Source organism: Pseudoalteromonas sp. c7(2019) (assembly GCF_011378625.1).
Classification (GTDB): domain Bacteria; phylum Pseudomonadota; class Gammaproteobacteria; order Enterobacterales; family Alteromonadaceae; genus Pseudoalteromonas; species Pseudoalteromonas arctica.
Window position 1 is genome coordinate 173,866 of record NZ_WTKS01000002.1, and the last position, 24,179, is coordinate 198,044.

At 38.8% G+C, this 24,179-nt stretch carries 21 protein-coding genes, 1 other RNA gene and 1 other annotated feature; of the genes, 16 read left to right on the forward strand and 6 right to left on the reverse strand.

Features of this window, described 5'->3' with window-relative positions; all coding sequences use genetic code 11:
- Positions 1 to 34: 34 nt before the first annotated feature.
- Positions 35 to 841, reverse strand: a complete 807-nt coding sequence (ccsA, locus tag GQR38_RS02635) for a cytochrome c biogenesis protein CcsA (protein ID WP_024593585.1) — start codon at positions 839 to 841, stop codon at positions 35 to 37.
- Positions 842 to 1,094: 253 nt separating this feature from the next.
- Here ccsA and ffh point away from each other — a divergent pair, with 253 nt between their 5' ends.
- From ffh to tyrA, 6 genes are all read left to right on the forward strand, one after another.
- Positions 1,095 to 2,474 (forward strand): signal recognition particle protein, encoded by a 1,380-nt coding sequence (gene ffh / locus GQR38_RS02640; protein WP_007581399.1) that lies wholly within the window; start codon positions 1,095 to 1,097, stop codon positions 2,472 to 2,474.
- A gap of 260 nt (positions 2,475 to 2,734) precedes the next feature.
- The gene (gene rpsP / locus GQR38_RS02645) at positions 2,735 to 2,983 is read left to right on the forward strand and encodes a 30S ribosomal protein S16 (RefSeq protein WP_002962192.1); all 249 of its coding nucleotides are present in this window, start codon (positions 2,735 to 2,737) and stop codon (positions 2,981 to 2,983) included.
- A gap of 17 nt (positions 2,984 to 3,000) precedes the next feature.
- Entirely contained in the window at positions 3,001 to 3,537 is a 537-nt protein-coding gene (gene rimM / locus GQR38_RS02650) for a ribosome maturation factor RimM (RefSeq protein WP_010554631.1), read from the forward strand.
- The gene (gene trmD / locus GQR38_RS02655; protein WP_007581405.1) at positions 3,537 to 4,304 is read left to right on the forward strand and encodes a tRNA (guanosine(37)-N1)-methyltransferase TrmD; all 768 of its coding nucleotides are present in this window, start codon (positions 3,537 to 3,539) and stop codon (positions 4,302 to 4,304) included. Before rimM ends, trmD begins: the two co-directional genes overlap by 1 nt.
- Before the next feature lie 33 nt (positions 4,305 to 4,337).
- On the forward strand, positions 4,338 to 4,697 hold the full coding sequence (gene rplS / locus GQR38_RS02660; RefSeq protein ID WP_007581406.1) for a 50S ribosomal protein L19: 360 nt from the start codon (positions 4,338 to 4,340) through the stop codon (positions 4,695 to 4,697).
- A gap of 249 nt (positions 4,698 to 4,946) precedes the next feature.
- Positions 4,947 to 6,080 (forward strand): bifunctional chorismate mutase/prephenate dehydrogenase, encoded by a 1,134-nt coding sequence (tyrA, locus tag GQR38_RS02665; RefSeq protein ID WP_165721332.1) that lies wholly within the window; start codon positions 4,947 to 4,949, stop codon positions 6,078 to 6,080.
- 127 nt (positions 6,081 to 6,207) lie between these two features.
- Here tyrA and GQR38_RS02670 read toward each other — a convergent pair whose 3' ends face one another.
- Positions 6,208 to 7,365 carry a chorismate mutase gene (locus GQR38_RS02670; protein WP_007581410.1) on the reverse strand — a complete coding sequence of 386 codons (1,158 nt, stop codon included), beginning with the start codon at positions 7,363 to 7,365 and terminating at the stop codon, positions 6,208 to 6,210.
- Between the two features lie 44 nt (positions 7,366 to 7,409).
- Positions 7,410 to 7,527, reverse strand: a sequence feature (Phe leader region).
- Between the two features lie 192 nt (positions 7,528 to 7,719).
- On the opposite strand from GQR38_RS02670, the gene GQR38_RS02675 reads away from it, so the two are divergent.
- A complete protein-coding gene (locus GQR38_RS02675; protein WP_165721333.1) occupies positions 7,720 to 10,734 on the forward strand; it encodes an EAL domain-containing protein in 3,015 nt (1,004 codons plus the stop codon).
- 12 nt (positions 10,735 to 10,746) lie between these two features.
- Here the strand turns inward: GQR38_RS02675 and GQR38_RS02680 are convergent, their stop codons facing one another.
- Positions 10,747 to 11,076 (reverse strand): translation initiation factor, encoded by a 330-nt coding sequence (locus GQR38_RS02680; RefSeq protein WP_007581414.1) that lies wholly within the window; start codon positions 11,074 to 11,076, stop codon positions 10,747 to 10,749.
- Between the two features lie 135 nt (positions 11,077 to 11,211).
- On the opposite strand from GQR38_RS02680, the gene GQR38_RS02685 reads away from it, so the two are divergent.
- The 4 genes from GQR38_RS02685 to GQR38_RS02700 all read left to right on the forward strand — a co-directional run bounded on the left by GQR38_RS02685 (position 11,212) and on the right by GQR38_RS02700 (position 15,153).
- Complete coding sequence (locus GQR38_RS02685; RefSeq protein ID WP_002962948.1) at positions 11,212 to 11,517, forward strand: STAS domain-containing protein; 306 nt, start codon at positions 11,212 to 11,214, stop codon at positions 11,515 to 11,517.
- Complete coding sequence (locus GQR38_RS02690) at positions 11,517 to 13,166, forward strand: SpoIIE family protein phosphatase (RefSeq protein ID WP_010554634.1); 1,650 nt, start codon at positions 11,517 to 11,519, stop codon at positions 13,164 to 13,166. The genes GQR38_RS02685 and GQR38_RS02690 overlap by 1 nt, the downstream gene beginning before the upstream one ends.
- Before the next feature lie 56 nt (positions 13,167 to 13,222).
- Positions 13,223 to 13,882: a GAF domain-containing protein gene (locus GQR38_RS02695; RefSeq protein WP_024593588.1), complete on the forward strand. Its 660-nt coding sequence runs from the start codon at positions 13,223 to 13,225 to the stop codon at positions 13,880 to 13,882.
- Between the two features lie 80 nt (positions 13,883 to 13,962).
- A complete protein-coding gene (locus tag GQR38_RS02700; RefSeq protein ID WP_010554636.1) occupies positions 13,963 to 15,153 on the forward strand; it encodes an amino acid aminotransferase in 1,191 nt (396 codons plus the stop codon).
- Between the two features lie 84 nt (positions 15,154 to 15,237).
- Here GQR38_RS02700 and GQR38_RS02705 read toward each other — a convergent pair whose 3' ends face one another.
- A complete protein-coding gene (locus GQR38_RS02705; RefSeq protein WP_024608927.1) occupies positions 15,238 to 16,440 on the reverse strand; it encodes an aromatic amino acid transport family protein in 1,203 nt (400 codons plus the stop codon).
- Positions 16,441 to 16,655: 215 nt separating this feature from the next.
- Here GQR38_RS02705 and GQR38_RS02710 point away from each other — a divergent pair, with 215 nt between their 5' ends.
- Positions 16,656 to 17,549: a DMT family transporter gene (locus GQR38_RS02710; protein ID WP_165721334.1), complete on the forward strand. Its 894-nt coding sequence runs from the start codon at positions 16,656 to 16,658 to the stop codon at positions 17,547 to 17,549.
- A 69-nt stretch (positions 17,550 to 17,618) separates the two neighbouring features.
- On the opposite strand, the gene GQR38_RS02715 is transcribed toward GQR38_RS02710, so the two are convergent.
- Complete coding sequence (locus GQR38_RS02715; RefSeq protein ID WP_165721335.1) at positions 17,619 to 18,497, reverse strand: OmpA family protein; 879 nt, start codon at positions 18,495 to 18,497, stop codon at positions 17,619 to 17,621.
- 202 nt (positions 18,498 to 18,699) lie between these two features.
- On the opposite strand from GQR38_RS02715, the gene rnt reads away from it, so the two are divergent.
- Complete coding sequence (gene rnt / locus GQR38_RS02720) at positions 18,700 to 19,404, forward strand: ribonuclease T (RefSeq protein ID WP_165721336.1); 705 nt, start codon at positions 18,700 to 18,702, stop codon at positions 19,402 to 19,404.
- On the opposite strand, the gene GQR38_RS02725 is transcribed toward rnt, so the two are convergent.
- Positions 19,388 to 21,013 (reverse strand): FapA family protein, encoded by a 1,626-nt coding sequence (locus GQR38_RS02725; protein WP_165721337.1) that lies wholly within the window; start codon positions 21,011 to 21,013, stop codon positions 19,388 to 19,390. The two genes, rnt and GQR38_RS02725, sit on opposite strands and share 17 nt — an antisense overlap.
- 263 nt (positions 21,014 to 21,276) lie before the next feature.
- Here GQR38_RS02725 and ssrA point away from each other — a divergent pair.
- The 3 genes from ssrA (at position 21,277) to GQR38_RS02740 (ending at position 24,105) form a co-directional block, all read left to right on the forward strand.
- Positions 21,277 to 21,633, forward strand: a transfer-messenger RNA (tmRNA) gene (gene ssrA / locus GQR38_RS02730).
- A gap of 218 nt (positions 21,634 to 21,851) precedes the next feature.
- Positions 21,852 to 23,063: an integrase domain-containing protein gene (locus GQR38_RS02735; RefSeq protein WP_165721338.1), complete on the forward strand. Its 1,212-nt coding sequence runs from the start codon at positions 21,852 to 21,854 to the stop codon at positions 23,061 to 23,063.
- Positions 23,056 to 24,105 (forward strand): hypothetical protein, encoded by a 1,050-nt coding sequence (locus GQR38_RS02740; RefSeq protein WP_165721339.1) that lies wholly within the window; start codon positions 23,056 to 23,058, stop codon positions 24,103 to 24,105. Before GQR38_RS02735 ends, GQR38_RS02740 begins: the two co-directional genes overlap by 8 nt.
- Positions 24,106 to 24,179: the final 74 nt, after the last annotated feature.

The window sequence follows — 24,179 nt, forward strand, 5'->3', positions numbered from 1 at the left end:
GCGTATTAAGCTAGAGTGAGCAAGCAGAGTCAAGTTAAAACTTATTTAGTATCACTTCTTGTATGAAACGGCTGCCAAAATAAGCGAGTGTGAGGACAAATGCAGCGACCATGATTGTAATAACCACCGGTTTACCGCGCCAACCCTTTTTCATATGCCCGATAGCTACAACGGCAAAAATAGCCCACGCAACTAACGATAATATTGTTTTATGAATGAACTCTTTAGCGAACATTCCATCAAGAAATACAAACCCTGAAAGTAATGCAAATGTGAGTAATATAGTGCCTAAATTAAGAAGTTGGTAAAGCTGGCGCTCCACAACCATTAAAGGCGGAAGATGGCTATGCACAATTGCTAAATCTTTACGTTTTAAACGTTTATCAATAAAGTAAAACTGTACACCATATAAAGTAGCGATAATTAAAATACAGTAGGCTAACAAAGATAAAGAGATGTGCGTTACTAAACCCACCTCAATATTAATACTTTGCAATAAAATATGATGAGGTATAAATAAACTGGCAATGGTTAGTAAGGCACCAAAACCATAAACAACGGGCAACAATAAAGTTGCAGGGAATTTTAGCGAGACAGCCGTCACCGAGACCACAATCACCCAGCACGTCAAAAGAGCGACGTTTACGATACTTAAATCTTGACCGTCGGCTCTAAAAACAGAGTTAACTAACAGCAGCATGTGCGCCACTATAGCAACCGTGCTTAAAATAACGGTTACTTTTTGGCTTGGGCCTTGTTGATGAAACAGGCGTGAAAGCACGTGAGACGTTGCTAACACATAAAATAAACTGGCAATAATAGTTAAACTAATAATCAGCATTGTGCTTGGGCCACTTAATTTGAGACAAAATAATCCTTGTTGTTATATAGCCATTGTATTTTATAGCAAAGCAAATGCATAGACCTTAAAAAAAGAAACTCATCAAGGTGCACTTGAACACTATATTGTAAGACGCCATATACGGTATACTACTTTTAATTGAAACTTAATAAGTCAATCTAGGTTAATTGAAAAATCAAATTAATCGTAAAATTTAAATGGATTGATATAAACGTCTTATCGGAACCGTTACATGTTTGAGAACCTCCAAGAACGATTAGGTAAAACCTTAAAAAATATCAGTGGCCGTGGCCGTCTGACGGAAGACAACATAAAAGACACACTTCGCGAAGTGCGTATGGCATTTTTAGAAGCTGATGTGGCATTACCTGTTGTTCGCGACTTTGTGAAACAAGTTAAAGAACGTGCAGTTGGGGTTGAAGTTACAAAAAGCTTAAGCCCAGGCCAAGTATTTATAAAAATAGTGCGTGAAGAACTAGAAAAAGCAATGGGCGAGGCTAATGAAGAGCTAAGTCTAAATGCGCAACCGCCAGCCGTTGTAATGGTAGCGGGTCTACAAGGTGCGGGTAAAACCACCAGTGTAGCTAAGCTTGCTAAGTTTTTAAAAGAGCGAAAAAAGAAATCAGTACTTGTAGTAAGTGCCGATGTTTATCGCCCTGCGGCGATTAAACAGCTAGAAACGCTTGCAGCAGAAGTTGATGTTGATTTCTTCCCAAGTGATATTTCGCAAAAGCCAGTTGATATTGCAACCGCTGCAATTTCTCATGCTAAAAAGAAATTTATAGATGTAGTACTTGTTGATACTGCAGGTCGTCTACATGTTGATAGCAACATGATGGATGAAATTAAAGATCTTCATAAAGCAATCAATCCAATTGAAACCTTGTTCGTTGTTGATGCAATGACAGGTCAAGATGCGGCGAATACAGCTAAAGCATTCGACGAAGCATTACCACTTACCGGTGTTATATTAACAAAAACCGATGGTGATGCTCGTGGTGGTGCTGCTTTATCTATTCGGCACATCACTGGCAAGCCTATTAAGTTTATGGGTGTGGGTGAGCGCACTGACGCACTTGAACCTTTCCACCCAGACCGTATAGCGTCGCGTATTTTAGGCATGGGTGACGTACTTTCATTAATCGAAGAAGTCGAGATGAAAGTAGATAAAGAGCAAGCTGCTAGAGTTGCTGAAAAAGTATTTAAAGGCGCAGGTTTTACTCTTGATGATTTTGCTGACCAATTAAAGCAAATGAAAAGCATGGGTGGCATGATGTCAATGCTTGATAAGCTCCCTGGTATGTCTAACTTACCAGATGCTGTTAAAGGTCAAATGGGTGATAAAACATTTATCCAAATGGAAGCTATTATTAGCTCTATGACTAAAAAAGAGCGTGCACGCCCAGAAATCATTAAAGGTTCGCGTAAAAAACGCATAGCAGCTGGCTCTGGTACACAAGTACAAGAGATTAATAAGTTGCTTAAGCAGTTTACGCAAATGCAAAAAATGATGAAAAAAATGAAAGGTAAAGGCGGCATGACTAAAATGATGCGCGGTATGAAAGGCATGTTACCACCTGGAATGATGGGCGGCGGCGGTCCTAAATTTTAAAAAGTACCATTAAGTTACTTTTTAAAATAATAGCGAATCATATTTAAAGGAGCAAATAGCTCCTTTTTTGTTGAATAAATTATGCATGTAATACACCTTTAACTCTTATTTGTCGTTGAGATCACGGTTTAACCTACTAAACTGCCTTTTTGGTTCACTTCTTACTTGCGTTATTGCCAAAAACTCGTACAATTCCCCAGCTCCCCATTCTGGGGAGTAAATCTTATTAATGAAAACAGTCAATCTTTATAGAGGACGGTATGGTAACTATTCGTTTGCAACGTGGTGGCGCTAAAAAACGCCCTTTCTATCAAATTGTGGTTGCGGATAGCCGTTTCTCGCGTGACGGTCGCTTCATCGAGAAAGTAGGCTTTTTTAACCCAATTGCTTCAGGTCAAGAAGAAAAAATTCGTTTAGATTTACCACGTGTTGAACACTGGGTAGGTCAGGGCGCATCTCTTTCAGATCGCGTAGCTAAGTTAGTAAAAGACGCTCGTAAAGCGGCTTAATAGGCGTAAGTGTAACCATGAGTCAAGAGAACACCTCATCAATAATTGTCGTAGGAAAGCTCGGTGCCCCATATGGTATAAAGGGCTGGCTTAAGGTACATTCATTTACTGATGATCCCGTAGGGATCTTCGATTTCAGCCCGTGGTTGATAGGGCAGCAAGGTAAATGGCAGTCCTTAGAAGTGGTCGACTGGCGTCGCCACAACAAAGGCTTTATCGCTAAATTTGCGCAGGTAAACGACCGAGACGAAGCAATGGCTTATACCCATGCTGAAATCTCAATGGATGCAGCGCATTTACCAGAACTCCCGCAAGGTGAGTTCTATTGGCGAGATCTCATTGGCATGTCTGTTGTAACCGATAAAGGTTATAGCTTAGGCATTGTTGATGACCTGATGGAGACAGGGTCAAATGACGTACTGGTTGTTAAAGCAAACAGTAAAGACGCATTTGGTCAAGCTGAGCGTTTGATTCCTTTTTTAACTGATTCAGTTATTAAAGAAGTTAAATACGACGCAAGAGAAATTACCGTAGACTGGGATCCTGGTTTTTAATGACGCAAACTAGTTCATTATGGGTAGGGGTGATAAGCCTTTTTCCAGACATGTTTGACGCTATTACAGACCAAGGTGTTACCGGTCGCGCAGTAAAAAATGGCTTAATTGATTTTAACTGCTGGAATCCGCGAGACTACGCTTTAGATAAGCATAGAACCGTAGATGACCGTCCTTACGGGGGCGGACCTGGTATGTTAATGATGGTTGAGCCATTAAAAAAAGCGATTGCCGAAGCTAAAAAAGCAGCTGGTGATGGTGCTAAAGTAATTTATATGTCCCCGCAAGGGCGCAAACTTGATCAGCAAGGTGCTAGCGAACTCGCTAACTCTAAAAAACTGATTTTGATTGCCGGTCGCTATGAAGGTATAGATGAAAGAATAATAGAATCATATGTTGACGAAGAATGGTCAATTGGTGATTTTATTTTGAGTGGTGGTGAACTACCTGCCATGACATTAATTGACGCAGTAGCGCGATTAGTGCCAGGTGTGTTAGGTCATAACCAGTCAGCGGAACAAGATTCATTTTCGGATGGCTTGTTAGATTGTCCACACTATACACGACCAGAAACATTGGACGACAAACAGGTTCCTGCTGTATTACTCAGTGGTAACCACCAAGAGATAGCAAAATGGCGGCTTATGCAGTCATTAGGCAGAACTTGGTTACGACGTCCTGACTTGTTGCATAACCTAGCTCTGACTGAGGAGCAAGCGGTATTACTCGCGAAATTTCAGCAAGAGTACCAAAAAGCTTGTGGCTAGAAGACAGTTACACCTAGGAAAGTGAGAAACATAATGGCAAAAGTAAACCAAAATATTATTAAAGCGCTTGAAGATGAGCAGCTTAAAACAGACGTACCTGCATTTGGCCCTGGTGATACAGTGGTTGTACAGGTAAAAGTAAAAGAAGGTGCTAAAGAGCGTCTACAGGCCTTTGAAGGTGTTGTAATCGCTAAGCGTAATCGTGGTCTTCACTCAGCATTCACAGTTCGTAAAATCTCGAACGGTGAAGGCGTTGAGCGTGTATTCCAAACGCACAGCCCTCTTATTGATAGCGTAACAGTTAAGCGTCGCGGTGCAGTTCGCCGTGCTAAGCTTTACTATCTACGTGAGCGTTCTGGTAAATCTGCACGTATTAGAGAAAAACTTAACTAATACGCGCTGTTTATCAACGCAAAAAAACGGGTTGCATCCTTCGGGTTGCAACCCGTTTTGGTTTTAGAATATTATTTTCTCAATTCTCAATTCTCAATTCTCAATTCTCAATTCTCAATTTCTCATTAGTAAAATTTCCGCTTTAGCCTTTTCTCAGTTAGCTGATCCTGTTAGTATTTATCGTATTGATTAGTTTACTTTTATGTAAATTTATATTTACGTTATTTGGTTTTTTAAGGTGGGACGAACGTGGCTGACATAAGTGATTTAGCACAGCTAAGAGAAGGTATAGATGAATGCGATGCACAACTTGTTGCCTTACTCGCTAAACGTAATGGTATTACGCAAAAAATTGGTGAGATAAAACAACAAACAGGCGCACCTTTACATGCACCTTCCCGTGAAGCAGAGCTATTAGCGGCAAGACGACAAGAAGCAATAAATCAAAATGTAAGCCCAGATCTCGTTGAAGATATACTAAGACGCATGATGCGAGAAGCCTATCAAAACCAACAAGCAAAACTTGCATGCGCAGCGCCAGAGCTTTCGCCAATTGTTATTGTGGGTGGTCAAGGTGCCATGGGCCAGTTATTTGCACAGCAGTTTATTCGCTCAGGTTACGAAGTTAAAATTTTAGATAAAGATCAGCAAAACGATGCGAAAAGTATTTTAAAAGGTGCCAAGCTGGTAATGATTAGCGTACCTATTAATGCATTAGACGCTGTCGTTGCTAAGTTACCTAAACTAGATGAAGACTGTTTACTAGTTGATATTACATCGGTAAAGCAATCGCCTATTAAAGCACTAAAAGCTGCGCACAGTGGCCCTGTGGTTGGTTTACATCCTATGTTTGGGCCTGATATATCACACTGGGTAAAACAAACAGTCGTTGTATGTGAAGGACGAGAGCACCAAGCGGCAAAAGGTTTGTTACAGCAGTTACAAGTATGGGGTTGTCAGCTTGTTGAGCTTGATGCTAAAAAGCATGATGAAGCAATGCAAATTATTCAGGTAATGCGCCATTTAACGACATTTGTGTACGGACAATTTTTAGCAAAACAAAGTCATACACTAGAAGAATTACGTAGCTGCTCGTCACCTATATATCAATTAGAACTGATGATGGTAGGGCGTTTATTTGCGCAGTCGCCTGAGCTTTACTCAGATATTATGCTAGCACAATTCGATGATGTCGAAACCTTACTTGCACAGTACCAAGATACCTTCGCAAGTACATTAGCAAAATTAAAAGCGGGAGATAAAGCCGCGCTTATTGATTCTTTTGCGCAGGCTAAAGTTTACTTTTCTGACTCGACAGAACACTTTTTAACGCAAAGCAGAAGCTTATTAAATAAAGCGAATGATTCAAAAGTTTTAGATTAATATTTGTTATACCGTTTGCTTAAGTATGGGGATTTAATTCGTTAAATTGCTAAAATATTTATGCAGACTGGTACTAGTTAACGAAAAAGGGCCGATATCGGCCCTTTTTGATTTGTAAAATTGCTTATTAAGTATTAACGCTTACTGCTTGTAGTGACTCGCTTTGGTAGCATCCTAAAATACGTACATATTGGGTGTGCTCTTTAAGTTCTTCTAGCGCTTCTTTTACTTGGCTTTCAGCTAAGTTTGCTTCTAGGTCAACATAAAAAACTTCTTCCCACGGATTGCCCGGAGTAGGGCGAGATTCAAGTTTTACTAAATTAATCTTATGCTGCTTAAAAATCATTAACGCATCGGCTAGTGAGCCCGCTTGTTGTTTTGTCGACATGATCAAACTCGTTTTAGTTGGAATTTGGTTAGACACTTGTAGAGGCTTACGTGCAACAACAATAAAGCGACTATGGTTTTCGCTTTGATTAGCTAGGTTTGATTTAATAACCTCAAGCCCGACATTTTTCCCCGCTTGTGCAGAGCCAATTGCAGCACTGTATGGTGTGTTCAGAGCTGATTGTAGCGCGCTTGATGTTGAGTCACATGTTTCGTGTTGTAAATCACCTAAGCCCTGTAAAAAACGGCTGCACTGCGCAAATGGTTGTGGGTGTGCAAATATTTTTGTTAGTTGACTAAGTTCAGTATCAGGGTTGGCGAGTAAGCAATGCTCTACACTGTGAGTTACTTCTCCAACAATAGACACTTGCGCGTGCTGTAATAAGTCAAACACCTCGTTAATACTGCCAGAGCTTGTGTTTTCAATGGGTAATAAACCAAAATCAGCTTGGCCGTTTTCTACTTTACCTGTTATTTCGTCAAACGATGTACAGCCAATTTCAACTAATTTACCCGGGCGGCGGCTAAAATATTTATGGCATGCTAGTTGGCTATAAGAACCCTGACCACCTAAGTAAGTTACACGGTGTGTTTCACTAAGGGCATCTGGATTCAGGTTTTTTTGTAGCATTGCTTGTTGGTGTAAAACAGAGTCTTCCAAAATAGTTTGAAAAACATTATTCACGTAGTAAGCATCTAAACCTAGTGATTTACCATAACCAATCAGTTTCTCTAAAAGTGCGAGTTCACGTGCTTCATCGCGAATTGGCTTGTTGTTAGCAATTTTATACTCAACCACACCGTGGCTAATACGACGACGTTTAGCTAATAACACGAGTAAATCGGAGTCTATTTCATTTATATCGTGTCTTAGTGCATTTAATACATCATTTGTCATTTTGGTATCCTCATTCCAAAAGTAGGCTGTTATTACACAGCAAAAACAAAAAAGCCTCCCGGTTGGGAGGCTTTACTATTCGATTGATTTTATCTCACAAACAGGGAAGCCTCTTCTATATAAAGAAGCTAAAAAACGAAAAAAAAGTGCGAGAGATAAATATGTTCATGCAGTTAATGTATGGAGAGTTGCTACCAATGTCAATAAAGATCTAAATAAGCTTAGAGTACTATTTATTTCCCTATATTAGTTTTTATAGAAAGTTTACAAATAATTTATAAATATGAATGCGGATCTGGTATATTTCGTTAACTGGTTCAAATAATAACAATTATTAATAATTAAGGTTGACCCGTGGTTTACAGACGCCCTCCATCGCGTTTTGGATTGAATTCTTTAAGTGTAAAACTATCGCTACTCATATCCGCTATTTGCTTAATAGCTGGGGTATGTGCGGCTGCCTTAATGCTTAAATCTGAAGAGAAACAACTCGTTTTTGAAGAACACGAAGTTTTAAAAAGCTCGACAGATTTATTAGTGAAGCAATTTAATGAGCGCATTAAAACAAAAGTAAATATTGCTCAGCAAGCTAATAACGTAGTAACACAACAAATTTTTCAACCCAATTCACCAATTAATTTAAGCAATAAATCACAGCTACAATTTAATAGTGACGGTACGATTCGAAGTGCCTCTGCTGATGGTTTATCAGCAGCATTTTTACCACAGCAAAATTACTCTCCTTTTTATAAACGCCTATTTAATGATTCTGAGATGCTGTGGCGCATAATTTCTCCTACACTGGTACACGACTTTTTTAACTTTTATTTAATAACAGATGATGATTTTATTCGTGTTTCTCCCCCTAATTGGGCATTAAACGCACCTGCCGACTTTAGAGCAACGAATGGCTCAACTTATAAATCGATTAAAAGCACGCTTGAAACAGTAAGAGAGCCTGCATGGTCAAAAGTCTATTACGATACAGTATGGCGCAAATGGGTTATTAGCTTACTAGTGCCAGTTTATGTCGATAATGAGTTTTTAGGTGTGACAGGGAGCGATATTTCCCTCAACAAACTTATTTCATTTTTACCTGTTGGTGATAAAGAAAAACACCTACTTGTGTTTGATAGTAAAGGGCAATTGTTAGCACACCCAGATTTAAATCCGACCTTACTAGCCGACTATGGTAGTGATAATAAAGCACTCGCTACTAACGAATTTGTAAACCCAGCGCTGCAGTCGATTATTGATGATGTAATTGCGGTGAAATTACCTGAATACGCAAATTCGTTTGAAAAAAATGACGAAGCTCATATTATCAATATTCGTAAGATTGATGACTTAGATTGGTACATAGGGGTATATAAAAAGCGTTCATCGACGTTATCTGCATTACAAGATTTAAAACTGAAGTTTTTTGGTCTCTTTATTTTATACGCAATATTAGTTGCCTTATTGCTGCATCAAGCGCTTTATCAACTAGTCCTTCGCCGTTTACATACTTTGGTTTATGCAGTTACAAGTTTTGGCAAAGGTCAATTAACTACAGAATTTCCACCAGAAAACAAAGATGAAATTGGCACGCTTAATGGCTCATTTAGAGACATGACGGTAGAAATTCGCAAACTTATCGATGGCTTAAACCAGAGAATTACAGAAAAAGAAATTGCTGAAAAAGCAGCTAACCGTTTATCTAAAGCGGTAGCATTCTCGGGCACTGGCGTTGTGATCACCGATGAGAATTTTGTAATTGAATACGTAAATCCAAAAATGCTCGAAATGACAGGCTACCCAGAAAGTCATTTTAATAGAGCACCATTACTTAATATTATTGCCTCAGAAATGTCTATTTTAGTTGAAGATATAGACATAGATTTACGTAGCCGTAATTACTGGCGCGGTGATACATTAATTCAAGGCTTGAATAAAGAGCCAATTTGGGTGTCTTTAAGTGTTTCGCCAATTCGTGAAGAGGGCGGTGAAATAACCAGCTATGTAGCATCTGCACAAGATATTTCGTTTGTAAAAGAAAGCCAGCGTAAAATGGAGCAGCTTGCTTACTTTGACACCCTTACGGGCCTTGCCAACAGAACGTTTTTTAGAATGCAATTGCGTAAATCAATGGCATTAGCAGAACGCGGGCATTATGCATTTGCTTTGTTTTACTTTGATTTAGACGAATTTAAACGTATTAACGATACATTAGGTCACGATGCCGGCGATCAATTATTAATTGAAGTGGCAAACAGACTTAAAAAACGTTTACGAGCCGAGGACACCATAGCGCGCTTAGGTGGTGATGAATTTGCAGTATTACTCAGTGGTATAGAAAGTCAAGCTCACGCGACTGATGTTGCCAATACAATTCAAAAAACACTGAATGTGCCTATAAAACTAGGTAGTAATGAAGTTATTGTGAGCGCGAGTATTGGTATTACAATGGCTCCGTACGATAGCCTAGAAGAGGATCAGTTATTAAAACATGCTGACTTAGCAATGTATGAAGCAAAAGCAAAAGGGCGTAATACATTCCATTTTTATAGCCAAGAATTGAACGCAGCCGCTAATGAGCGTTTATTTATTGAAAATGAGCTACGTATAGGACTAAAAGAAAAACAGTTTGTAGTTTACTACCAACCTCAAGTTGATAGTCGTACTCATCAGGTCATTGGCTATGAAGCGTTATTAAGATGGTTCCACCCAACTGAAGGCGCAATCCCTCCAGATAAATTTATTCCTATTGCAGAAGCGACAGGCCTTATAGTTGAATTAGGCGAATGGGTGCTTCAAGAGTCTTGTGATTTTGCCGTAAGATTAACAAAGCAAGGCTTAGAAAATAATATATCGATAAACTTATCGGCTCGCCAGTTCAAAGACTCAAGCTTAGTCTCAACGCTGAGTAAAATGATAATTAGGACGGGTGTTTCGGCTAAGCGCCTTCACTTAGAGCTTACCGAAAGTATGCTAATGGGAAATGTAGAAGCTGCAATTACACAACTCCACGAGCTTAAAGCCTTAGGTATATCTATTTCTATTGATGATTTTGGTACTGGCTATTCGTCACTCAGTTACTTAAAACGATTCCCGGTTGATATATTGAAAATTGACCGTTCATTTGTAAAAGATATCCCTGAGGATACAAATGATATGGAAATCACAGCCGCTATTATTGCCATGGCGCAAAAGTTAAAGCTAGACGTGGTCGCAGAAGGGGTTGAGACAATAGAGCAGATGCAGTTTTTACAAAATAATAATTGCTTCATTGTACAAGGCTATTATTTTAGTAAACCAATTGCTGAGCACGAACTACCAAAATTGTATGAAAGGTTAAATGAACTCTCAAATAGCGAAGTAAGTAGCTAATAAAATTGCGGGTTAACCACCCGCAATTTTAACTTTAAATTTTAACGCTTCTAAAATGGCTTTTAGTTTATCGCGGTCATCACCTTGCACTTCAATAATGCCTTCTTTTACTGCGCCGCCTTGGCCCATTTTGCTTTTTATAGTTTTAGCTAACTTTTTTAAATCATGATCTTTTGGATCAATGCCTACAACTAACATTACGCCTTTGCCTTTACGTCCTTTTGTTTGACGCTCAATGCGAATAAAACCATCTTTAAACAGCTTAGCTTCTAACTCTTTTTCTGGTTTTGGCTGGTCAATGCGACCCGTACTTGTTGAATATACTAAGTGACTATCACTCATACCTTACCTTTATGGATAAAAATTAATTAAATATTGGCGTAAATGATAGCAAATTTGAAGTTGTGTGTTTTTCTTTTTGCTAAATACTTTTAACAGGTTATATTTAGTTCAAAGGAAATATTATTGGAGTTTAATATGAGTTTAACTAAGAATGAATCAGTCGATGGCACTACATTAACAATACAAATCAAAGGTAAATTTGACTTTAATTTAGTGCAATCTTTTCGCCAAGCTTATGCTCAAATGAGCGAAAAAACAGTAAAGGTTATTATCGATTTAAGAGAGACTGACTACATGGATAGCTCAGCACTTGGCATGTTACTTAACATGAAAAAAACAATTGATAGCCAAGTGAAAACTATCGAAATAAGCAATTGCCAACCTCAGCTTAGAAAAATTCTACAAATTTCACGTTTTGATAAAAAGTTTGATATTAGCTAATGATACATGTGTTAATTGTGGATGATCAGGCGCTCAATCGCATTTTACTAAGTAAAATGCTTGAGCAAGAGGGCTATAAAATATCAGTGGCTTATAACGGGCTAGATGCGCTTAATGTACTTAAAAGAGAGCAAATAGACGTTGTTTTACTTGATGTTTTAATGCCTGTAATGGATGGTTTTGAAGCTGCTGAAAAAATAAAGCAGCAGTATAGTGAAGTTTACTTACCGATTATTTTTATAACCTCCTTAGAAGATCAAGCAAGTTTTGAGCGCTGCCTCGAAGTGGGTGGCGATGACTTTATTCATAAACCATTTGAAAAAGTTATTCTGCATGCAAAAATTAAAGCACATATTCGCACCAGAGAGCTGAGTAAAAAAGCAAACCAACAAAAGAAATTGCTTGAATATCATCACAACCAAATTGAACGTGAACACGAAATAATTGAGCACATTTTTAATAACTCATTAGAAAACCAAGGTAAGTTTAAAGAGTATTTAGATTTTAATTTATCACCTGCCTCTATGTTTAACGGCGATATGTTTTTAGTAGCGCAAAGCCCAATCGGTAATTTGTATTGCATGTTGGGAGATTTTACGGGCCATGGCCTTGCTGCAGCTATTGGTGCATTACCAACTTCTCGTGTGTTTTATACTATGGTACAAAAAGGCATGGCGGTTAACGATATTGCCTGTGAGCTAAATACACTATTGTACAACCTACTACCTGGGCATATGTTTTGTGCTGCAACCATTATAGAGCTTAGTGCATCAGGTAAAAGTGTTTCTGCATGGATGGGCGGCTTACCCGATGCATACCTAATAGATAAAGACGGTAATGTAAAACAAACATTAGAATCGCAGCATATGGCGCTGGGGATTTTAGATGAACAAGAATTTGAATATGAAGTTATTCATTTTGAAACAAATAGTAATACACGCCTAGTATTAGCAACCGACGGTATTATAGAAACGGCAAACAAAGAGGATATATTTTTTGGGGAAGAGCGTTTTTTACAAACCTTAAAAAGTAAATCGATGATTAGTAGTGAAGACATAGTTGCAAATGTTACTAAGTTTGCAGATGGTACTAAGCAGCAAGACGATTTAAGCATTGTTTTACTAAACTGCCTGCCTTTAATTCCCGTGGAACAAGAGCGAGAAGCATTTTCTACTTTGGCTTTTAATTTGTCTTTGAGCCTAAACTCAGAGCAAATAAAAAAAACAGACCCCGTTTACGACGTCGTTAATATTTTAAGCAGTGTTGAGGGGTTAAATACTCATCGTTCTAATATATTTTTACTGTTGTCTGAGGCTTATAACAATGCGCTTGATCATGGTGTATTAGGCCTTAACTCAGAAATTAAAAAACAAGAAGACGGCTTTTTTCGATACTACGAGTTGAGAGAGGCAGCCCTTGCTAAACTTACAGATGCCATGATTATTATTGATATGCGCTATTGCCCCGACACGCTCAGTTTATATTTTATTATTTGTGATTCAGGCAGAGGGTTTAGTAGTAAGCACGATGAGTTGGCAAAGGCTAATAACGAATTTGGCAGAGGGGTGTCTTTATTAGAAGAAATAGCCGAAAAAGTCACTTATAACGCCAGTGGTAACCAAGTTGAAATGTGCTACAAGTTGAGCTAGCTCTGTAAAAATATCCATGCTATTATTCTCGAAACTTTAGATGTATGGATGGCCAAATGATTTCTTCTTACTTAAAACAAGCACAACTTAGTGCTAATCCAGCTTTGATTTCAACAGAGCTTGAAAAGCTTGATCTACATTTAGCAAACACTGCTTTGCCTGATGTGTGTTGGGAGTATCAAATACCTGAGCTTGGCGAGGGCGGTGCATGTAGTTTATTTGGTTACTTACAAGATGAGCCATTCAAATTAACTGACTATATTAAAAATGATGAGCAAACACAGTTTAAGCTGGCTACTTTACAAAGTATTGTAAGCTACATTGAGCAGCAAACGGGCGTTGATTGGTATGGTATTTATCAATCAACTAATACCCCTGAAGGTAATCAACTATTAAAATTGGCTTATCATGGAGCGCCTAGTCGTCCGTTGTTTCCTTTAACGCAAGCATTTGCAGCTGGCAGTAACAACGTACAGGTTGCGCTATCTCACAAGGGCCGCATTATTAATAACGTTGAGGCGTATTTATCACAAGGTGGTGAATACTACACATGCGATCCTAAAGTTAAATCAGAAACCTGCCTACCTTTATTTAATGCACAAAATGAATGCGTTGGTATTGTAGATGCAGAAGCCTTTAAAAATGATTTTTTTGATGAAAAGACACTTGCCGTTTTAATTGCATGTTGTATTAAAATTCCTCACTTTCTAGTGTAAATAACGCTAGTCAATATGATGTGCTTTTATGTTAAGCTTAGCTTAACAGCTAACCCCTAAATAACGATAAGAGATAGCCAATGTTCTCAGTATTAAAACCATTACCAACAGATCCTATTCTTGGCCTTATGGCGGCCTATAAACAAGATACAAACCCTAATAAAATTGATTTAGGTGTAGGTGTCTACAAAGATGAGCAAGGCAATACACCGGTTCTTAAAGCGGTTAAAAAAGCTGAAGCGTTTCGTCTTGAAAACGAAATGAGCAAATCTTACATTGGTTTAGCGGGTAATTTAGATTACTGCCAAAAAATGGAGCAGTTACTATTAGGTGAGCATCAAGTATTACTAGCTAACCGCGTACGTACCGCGCAAGCTCCTGGTGGTACGGGTGCACTTCGTGTTGCAGCTGAATTTATTAAGCGTTGTAATACAGACGCGACTGTTTGGGTAACTAACCCAACATGGGCTAACCATATTAGCTTGTTTGAAGCTGCAGGCTTAACAGTAAAAGAATACCCATATTACGATTACGAAAATAAAGATTTATTATTTGATGAAATGATCAACACACTTAAACAAGTGCCTAAAGGTGATGTGGTTTTACTGCATGCATGTTGTCATAACCCAAGCGGTATGGATTTAAACGAAACACAGTGGAACACGGTTGCCGAACTGGCAAAAGAAGTTGGCTTTACACCACTTGTTGATATTGCATACCAAGGCTTTGGTGCCTCACTTGAAGAAGATGCACGTGGCTTACGTATTTTAGCCGATGCAGTAGAAGAGCTAATTATTTGTTCTTCATGTTCTAAAAACTTTGGCTTATACCGCGAGCGTATTGGTGCATGTTCACTAATTGCAAAAGACAGCGCAACAGCAGATATTTCAAACTCTGTAATGCTAAGCGTTGTACGTAGTATTTACTCAATGCCGCCAGCGCATGGTGCTGACATTGTTAATACTATTTTAAGCAGTACAGAGCTTACACAATTGTGGCACTCTGAGCTTGATGAAATGCGTAGCCGTATAAATGGCTTACGTAGCTTAATTAAAGAAAGCTTAGCAACTAAAGATATTGCTCAAGACTTCTCATTTATTGAACGCCAAAACGGTATGTTTTCTTTCTTAGGTATTAATAAAGAGCAAATTGCTCGCCTACAAAAAGAATACGGCATTTACATTGTTGGCTCTAGCCGCGTAAATGTTGCAGGTGTTAGTCATTCAAATATTGAATACTTTTCAAATGCTGTAGCTGACGTTTGTAAATAAACGCAGTTAATATAAAAAACCGCACATCATTACTAATGATGTGCGGTTTTTTATTATCTAAATTTAAACAAACAGCAGCAATCTTTAACCGATAGCAGGAATAAGCCCCGCCATTTGCATAAACTGCGCAGCAATAATAGTTATGCCACATATAGCTGCTATACCAAGCCCAACATTCCCACTTTTAACTTGGTAGCCTGTTTTATTTGATGTTGTACGCTGTTTATAAACCATTGCTACAGGTAAAAATATTGCCAGTACAACAAGTGCTATTGCTGCGTAACCTAAGGCCATAATAAAGCCTTGAGGATAAAATAATGCAAAGCCAAGTGGCGGAATGAACGTAATTAAGGCCGTTTTAATTCGGTCTGTTTTATTGTCACCCTTTTTAAATGCATCAGCAAAAAAATCAAATAACCCTAAACTCACCCCTAAAAATGATGTCGCAAGTGCTAAATCAGCAAATAATTTAACGGCCGTTGCCACACTTGGGTTATGCGCAATACTTGCCACGCTAGATACAAACCCATTAAGACCTTGGCTGTTGAGTAAATCAGCTTGGCTCATAATACCTTGGCTAAGTAGTTGCCAAAAAATATAAATGACTAAAGGTAGGGCGGCTCCAGCAATCATTACTTTGCGCAGTACTTTTATTTCAACACCAACATATTTAACAATAGAGGGGATAGATCCATGAAAGCCAAACGAAGTAAATATAACCGGTATAGCTGAAAGGATTAACCCTTGCTCCACAGGCATCTCTAATAAGTGCTTACCTTGCACATAAGGGGTAAGCATGTAAAACAAGCTAGCTAACACAATAATTTTTATTGTAAATAACACTCTATTTAGTTTATCTACCTTGCTAGTGCCTAGCGTTACTACACTTGCAATAATAACAGCAAGAATCACAGAGCCAAACTGTGGGGCTATATCTACATCAAAGCCTATATTTATACGCGCTTGGAGTTGTGCACCACCACCTGCAATATAAGCAGCGCATAAAGCGTAAAATAAAAAAACCATCGAAAAATTCGCAATATATTGTCCGCGTTTTCCAAGCCATAATTTAGCCAATGTATTTAATGTAGCATCGCGTGGTGCATATTGGTGTAGCTCTAACATGAGTAGTGCGGTGTAGGTCATTAGTAACCAGCTAGCAATTATTAATGCAAGTGCAGTACTAAACCCAAGCCCGGCAGATGCAATTGGCAATGCCAACATACCCGCACCAATAGTGGTGCCTGCAACAATTAACATGCTTCCAGTTGTTTTATTTTTAAGCACTTAATTACCTTAATTATTATTAATATTGATGCACCATATAACTAGTTGCTCAAATCTCAAATAGTTTTGTAATAAAAGAGCAGTATTAAAATGTAACTTACAATTTACAACTGTATTTATTAAGGACTTTAGTGTTTAAAAAGTACTAAAACACGGTAGTGAGCGTATAATTTATTCTTTGTTTTATTGATTCATATAAAGCGTAGGGATGGCACGTGCCAGTTAAAGTATCGTATTTTTTAATGGTTCTTATATGGTCTACTACACCACTGGGTATAGTGTGGAGTAGTGAAACTGTATCGCCAACACTTGCAGTGTTAATGCGAATGCTGGTGGGGCTATTGTTAGGCGGCTTAATTGTTGCTATTACAAATATTAGAGTGCCTTGGAGCAAAAATGCATGCTTACTTTATTTTTATTCGAGTATAGGTATTTTTGGCGGTATGTTGTTGAGCTATATGGCAGCTAAAACAGTCCCTTCTGGTATTATTTCGCTTATGTTTGGCCTTGCACCTATTTTGTCGGGGTTGCTTGCTCAGCAATTATTAAATGAACCTAAATTTAGCCCGATTAAATTAGTTGCGTTAGCGTGCGCCTTAATTGGCTTATATTTTGTTAGTTATAACCAAGTACAAAACTCGCAAACTCAAGGGCTCGGGTTGCTTTATGTGTTTATGGCTGTCTGCTTTTTTAGTTTAAGTGGTGTGATGATCAAGCGCGTACAGATTGCGATTCATCCTATGGCGACAACATTTGGTGCCTTAGTTTTTGTAACCCCACTCTTTTTTATTGCTTGGTGGTTATTAGATGGTGAGTTGCATATACAAAACTGGAGTGCAAAATCATTGTGGGCTATTGGTTATCTAGGAATATTTGGATCTTTAGTAGGGGCTTTGGCGTATTTTCATGTGCTGCAAAACCTAAATGCAAGCACGGTATCACTTACTACACTTATAACTCCTAGCTTTGCGTTAGCCTTGGGAGCTTGGCTAAATAATGAGTCATTAAGCCAAGAACTAATAATTGGTGCGGTTATTATTTTAATTAGTCTAGGTTTTTTCCAATTTGGTGATAAGTTTTTAAAGCGAAAGAAAGTAAACACAAATTAGCTTTACTACATTTTTTCAATTTGGTGATAAGTTTTTAAAGCGAAAGAAAGTAAGCGCAAATTAGCTTTACTACATTTTTTCAATTTGAATAATTAAACGACGGTTTTTGTCTCGGCTTAAAATGTTATCGTTATTATCAACAAAGCGTTTTTCGCCCAAACCGGTTGTTTGTACTTTTGCTTCATCAACACCCAAGCTCACCATATAATCCTTTATAGTTTTGGCGCGCTTGCGCGATAAATCTAAGTTATTCCAGCGTCCGCCATAACTATCTGTGTATGAGTCAATACTAATGGACTCTATGCTTGCATCATTTTTTAAATACTCAGCAATCTTATCAAGACGTTGTTGCGAGGATTTAGTTAATTTACTGCTGTTAGATTGATAGTTCATTATAGTAAACGAAATATCTTCAAAGCTGTAAGGGAGTAGCTCATCACGGCATTGTAAAAAAGCCCAGTAAGCTTGTTTAAAGTTTACGCTCGATATACCAACGGCAATTTTATCGGCACTGTTTTGCCAGTCTTGATAATAAAAAGTAGGGTAGTAGCCTTTTTCAAGCTCGGTAAGCATTTCCCATGCGGTTTTATTGCCTAGCTCGCCATCAAACTTTTTAAGTAATTTCATATTTGCAATATCGCGAGCGGGCAATCCTGCACGCCATGTAGGTGGCACTGCTTTTAAACCTGCAATTGCGTAGTTATCTGGGCGTACAACCATATCTAAATTAAATGTTAAGTTTTTATTTTTACTTGCTGAAGCTTTAAATATAGCTTCACCGTAATAAGGAACCTCATGATTTAACTGGCATTGTAAGCGCGTTGTTTTAACGACTTCCCAGTTGGAGTTGTCTTGGGTTGCTGTGTATTGGCGCATAGCAGCTTGCGAGTGAGCACTGCAAAGCACCGCACTTATACTAAGGCTAATAAATAACAACTTATACTTCATGGTGCTCTCCAGCTATCCGGGAATGCCAATAATTTGGCAAATTAACGACTGCAATGATTAGTTTGTTCTCTATATAACTAACTTATAAGTTAAAGCAAGTTATGTGCCTACAATTTTAAAGCAATAAATACTTAAATCCCCTAGCCTAGGGGGCATCAATTTTGACATAATAGTCAGCTTACACGTATAAACAAAGAAGACTATGGCAAATACTGAGCAAACACCTTTCGCAAAACGCTTTCGTGGATTTTTTCCTGTTGTTATTGATGTTGAAACTGCAGGTTTTAACAAAGAAACAGATGCCTTGTTAGAAATAGCAGCCTCTGTTTTAAAAATGGATGACGAAGGACTGCTCAGCATAGATCATACTGTTCATTTTCATGTTCAGCCATTCGAAGGCGCTAATATAGAACAAGCAGCCATCGACTTTAACGGTATAGACCCGTTTTCACCATTACGTGGCGCAGTACCTGAAGATGAAGTAATTAAAGAAATATGTAAAGTAGTACGCAAAGCGCAAAAGGCTGCTGGGTGCCAACGCTCAGTTATTGTGGCGCATAATGCCGCATTCGATCATGGCTTTTTAAATGCAGCAATAGAGCGTAATAACATTAAGCGTACGCCATTTCACCCGTTCGTAAGCTTTGATACAACATCTTTAGCGGGTTTAGCGTTAGGGCAAACTGTATTAGCAAAAGCATGTAGAGCGGCTGGTATCGAGTTTGATAACAGCCAAGCGCACTCAGCGCTTTACGACACAGAACGTACAGCTGAGCTTTATTGTTTAATAGTAAACCGCTGGCAGCAATTAGGTGGTTGGCCATTAGCGCCACTAGATGACGCTGAAGCTGAAGCTGAAGCTGAAGTTGAAACTGAAAATGACGAAGAAACTAAAACGTCTGAGTAATTTTACCCTCAGTTAGCTTAACTAGGTGGGGCGGGTAAATACGCGAAAATTGTTTAGAATCTTTCGCTATTTTAAGCTCCACACCAGGGTGCATTAATTCATTTACTTTTAAGCGGCTACTGGCAAGTAATTGCACTATTTTTTGCTTAATAAGTAGTTTTTGACGATGAATATGCGCAGAGCGTATTTTTATATGCTTTTCATTTTCAGTTATTTTATTCATGAATTGCTGGCGCTGAGCAGCCCCCGCAATTTTACTCGCTTTTTCGCGAGCTTGTTGTAAAGCGGTTACTTTAGTCGCAAGTACTTTTTCAAAATCGGTTATTTGAGTTTGCTTTTGGCGAAGCTCAAACCAGAGCTGCGCTAAAAATACGCGTGTTTTAGTACCGGCTGGCGCGCCGAGCTCACCCGTTTCAATGCGCATAGCATCTAAAATATTACCGCCAATAATTTTACCTCGCGGGTCATTTGCTTTGCCTACACGTATTAATCGCCTAGCACTTAAATCACAATGCAGAGCTTGGCGTTCAATAAATAAATCTTGTTCGGATTTAATATTGCAGTACTGGGCATAACCAATCGAAATAGTTCGCTGAGAGGTTATACAGCACGTAAATGCTTCCTCGCCTTCACGTTTTCGGCCAATTGCGCCAAGCATAATGGTTACGGCACTTTTACTTTCAACAGTTCCTGATTCCACAAAACCAAGTACCGTAATATCACCGTTGGCTTTTACACGCATGCCATCTTTAATATCGCCAGTAATAATTACGCTACCATCAAAATCAACATGGCCTGTACTTACATCTACGTTATCAAAGCATAAAACATCATCTACACGCATGCCACGGGGTAGGGCAACGGGCACGCCTTTGCAGTCGGCAATAAGCATATTAGGATTATTAGGGTCTACTTTTGTACCTTCGAAAGGCTGGAGTTGGTGATCTTTACCTGGTTTTGCACTAATTGAATCGCCAAATACCGTATAGCCTTCTTCTCCAGGGGTCGCTGCAATACGCTGCATTAAGGGAGTGCCAGGTTTTACGGTGATAATAGCGCCAAGGTTTTTCATATCAACCTTACCGCCTTCTTTAGCTTGTGGGCTAAGTACTCGGTCTTGAGCTGTTGAGCATAAACGTACAAATTTGGCATCGCTGCCTTCTTTTGGATTGCGCCCATGTGCAATTATGGCACTGTAAGAGCTTCCTGCTGGTTGCTCAAACTGCTGGCCTAAAAAGGTATCAAGCGCACGAGGACTTATTCCTTTTTTAACACCTGCATCAGCAAGTGCTTTTTGCGCGCCTTCCATAGACAAAAGTGCGCCACCTTTAGCGGTAGTTAATGTTGCTTCTGCGACCATGTTTTTTTCATCAATATTAATGACAATTGAAGCATCTACAGCTTTAGCAACGACAAGCGATACTTCCTGATAATTTTTAGTTGGCGCAAAAAGCTTTCCAATATTGGCAATGACAGCTTCGTACTCACTAAACTCAGATTGCTCTAGCATTTGCGTTAACTGAGTACTTGTAACAGGAAAACCACTATCAATAGGGTGACTTTCTAAAGAGACAAACCCTGTACTTTTATCAAATGAAAAAACCGACATTTATTAATTCCCTACTCTATGCCTGTTATTATTTTTATTTTTTACAACTAAAGGTTTAGAAATAGCAAAAACCTTAACTCCTCATTTGAACACAGGTTAAACACATTGTTAAGTAAATGTTTATATAGGCTTGCATAAACTAAATTTTGGTTACTTAACACGCGATTGGCACATACAATTAAAATAAAGCGTTACTAGGCCTTGAGTATCAGTACTTTACTCAGTTATACTGTTTGCACGCTCTGAATTGAGTTACTAATTCAGGGGCTGATTAGGATTCGACGGAATTCAAGAAGCCCAAGGTGCATGTCGAGGTGCGGTTTGCCTCGTTAAACAGCCGCAACCTAAAGTAATCGCAAACGACGATAACTACTCTCTAGCAGCTTAGGCTGGCTAGCGCTCCTTCCATGTATTCTTGTGGACTGGATTTTGGAGTGTCACCCTAACACCTGATCGCGACGGAAACCCTGGCCGGGGTTGAAGCGCTAAAACTAAGCGGCCTCGCCTTTATTTACCGTGTTTGTCCGGGACTTAAAGGTTAATTAAATGACAATACTAAACATGTAGTACCGACGGTCGAGGCTTTTCGGACGGGGGTTCAAATCCCCCCAGCTCCACCAATTTGCTGTTCGATAACATCCGAACAGATACAGGAAACCCGCTAGCCACATAGGCTAGCGGGTTTTTTATTGCCTGTAATATCCCAAGAGGTTTACCTACATCCAGTATTTTTAGTACCATGGTTAGTACCAAAGCCCTCACTTGTGAAAATGCTGTGGTACTAACAAATAAGAAAGCCTTGAATTCACAGGGCTAGAGCATGGTATATATAAAATAAATGGCCAGAACTGTAAAACCCCTCAACGATACCCAAATTAAACAAGCTAAGCCAAAGGAAAAGGAATACTCACTTTCTGATGGTAGTGGACTTCAGTTATCAATAAGGCCTAATGGTACTAAAAGTTGGTTATTTAAGTACTACAGACCATTCACTAAAAAAAGAACTAACCTCTCTTTTGGGCAGTATCCTCAAATTACCCTTGCCGCAGCTAGAGCAAAAAGAGAAGAGGCACGCGGGCTTCTTGCTAATGAAATAGACCCAAAAGAGTACAAAGAGCAGCAATATACTCAAGAGACGCAATCACGGTTAAATACTTTAGAGAAAGTAGCGCTCGACTGGTTTGAGCTTAAGAGGAGTACGGTTTCACCTAATTACGCAGAAGATGTGTGGAATTCACTTGAAAGGCATATATTCCCTACTTTAGGCCAACGTCCTTTGAGTGGCCTAACGGCAAAGCTCGCTATCGATACTATTAAGCCTATTGCAGCCAAGGGGGCGCTTGAAACTGTTAAAAGGCTATGCCAGCGTTTAAATGAGATCATGGTCTATGCGGTTAATACAGGAGTCGTAGAGCATAACTCTTTGGCGGGTATTAAAGCTGCGTTTCAAACTCCGATCAAAAAGTCTATGGCCACTATAGGCAGTGAAAGGTTACCTGAGTTTATGGAGGCTCTTTCAAGAGCAAGTATTAAGTTTACAACTCGGTGCTTAATCGAATGGCAACTGCATACAATGGTAAGGCCTAGTGAAGCTGCTATGGCTGAGTGGTCTGAAATAGATTTTGAAAGCAAGGTATGGATATTACCCGCAGAAAAAATGAAAATGTCGAAAAGCCATAAAGTACCGTTAACGCCAAGTACATTACGTATACTAGAATTAATGAAGCCTGTAAGTGGTCATCGCCAGTATATTTTCCCTGCTGACAGAGAACCAAGAAGTCATACTAATCCTCAAACTGCCAATGCTGCAATTAAGCGCATGGGTTTTAAAGGTGAGTTGGTTGCTCATGGTCTCAGATCACTTGCTAGTACAATACTAAATGAAACTAAACTGTTTGATTCAGAATTAATAGAAGTTGCATTGGCTCACCAAGAGAAAAATGAAATTAGGGCTGCGTACAATCGTGCTGAGTACGTTGAAAATCGTAGAGAAGTAATGAGCTGGTGGAGCGATTATATCAATAAAGCTAAGGTGGCAACGAGTGTTTGACAAGCTATCTCAATTCAATGCCCTTGATATTACTACTGCAAGTCTAATTTCAAACGATAAAGAGCTTATTGAGTCAGGCTCTTTGTTGGCTTTTTTAGATAAGGTAAGGTATTCACTATCAGCAATAGAGGATAATACAACCTTAACGACTTTTGATGAGTTGCATATCCTTGGTATTACTCGCGTAGAGATAGAGAAGAAGCTTGATAAACTCTACGATTCTGCTTCCGCTAACGAAGAGTTGAGGCCTTCAGAGCTTTTATCACTAGGAGAGCTTATTGGGGAGCTTAATGCGTTGAACCGTTACTCCAAGAGCTTGTTGTATCATCAAGGGATTGCCTTAAGAAATGAGAAAGTTGCCAAGGCAAGGCAGTTAAAAACTCTAACATATCAACGTGTAGCAAAAGAGCTGTATCAAATAGTAGTCTCGAGGGAGTCTTATAGTACTTTTGATGCTTGGAGTATTATTTCAAGTATAGACCTATTCCTTAGGCAGTACTTAAATGTGAAACTAGTTATATCTGAGCATAAAGCCACACAAAGCTTAGCCAAACATATAGGCTTAAACTTAAGCAAAGGAAAGAGAAGCCAACAGCAGGTAAAGCAACGAGATATTGCATTTAGTTATCTTGAGAAACACTTTACCAGCGATTGTATTAACTTGTATGAGTCGATTCTTAGTAGTGGGTATCAAGACATTACGGGCATAAGTATGCCTCAAGATGATAGACGTCTCATGTTAGCGTACGCTGTAACTGATAAGCTGGTTAAGGAAAAGGCATTTCAAAGCCTGAAAGCCCATATTAGCCTTGACGTGTTAGTTAATAAAATAATAAAAGGCTTAGCCAGAAAATTTCGTATTTCATCGTTTGATGGCTTTAACGAGGCTATTTATATTAGTAAGCTTTATTCAAAAATCCCAAGTTCAGAGCCATTTTACTATCAGAAAGGTAATAGAGCGCACAAAAAACTAGGCTTAATTCAAAGCGGCAAGCTTGATGAGATGATTAGTAACGCTTTTGAAAAGACAGCGTTTATATAATGTTTGATACCTTTGATAATAGCTTATTAAAAATACCACTTCCTCAAATCGTTGATTACATGAATAACGACTTA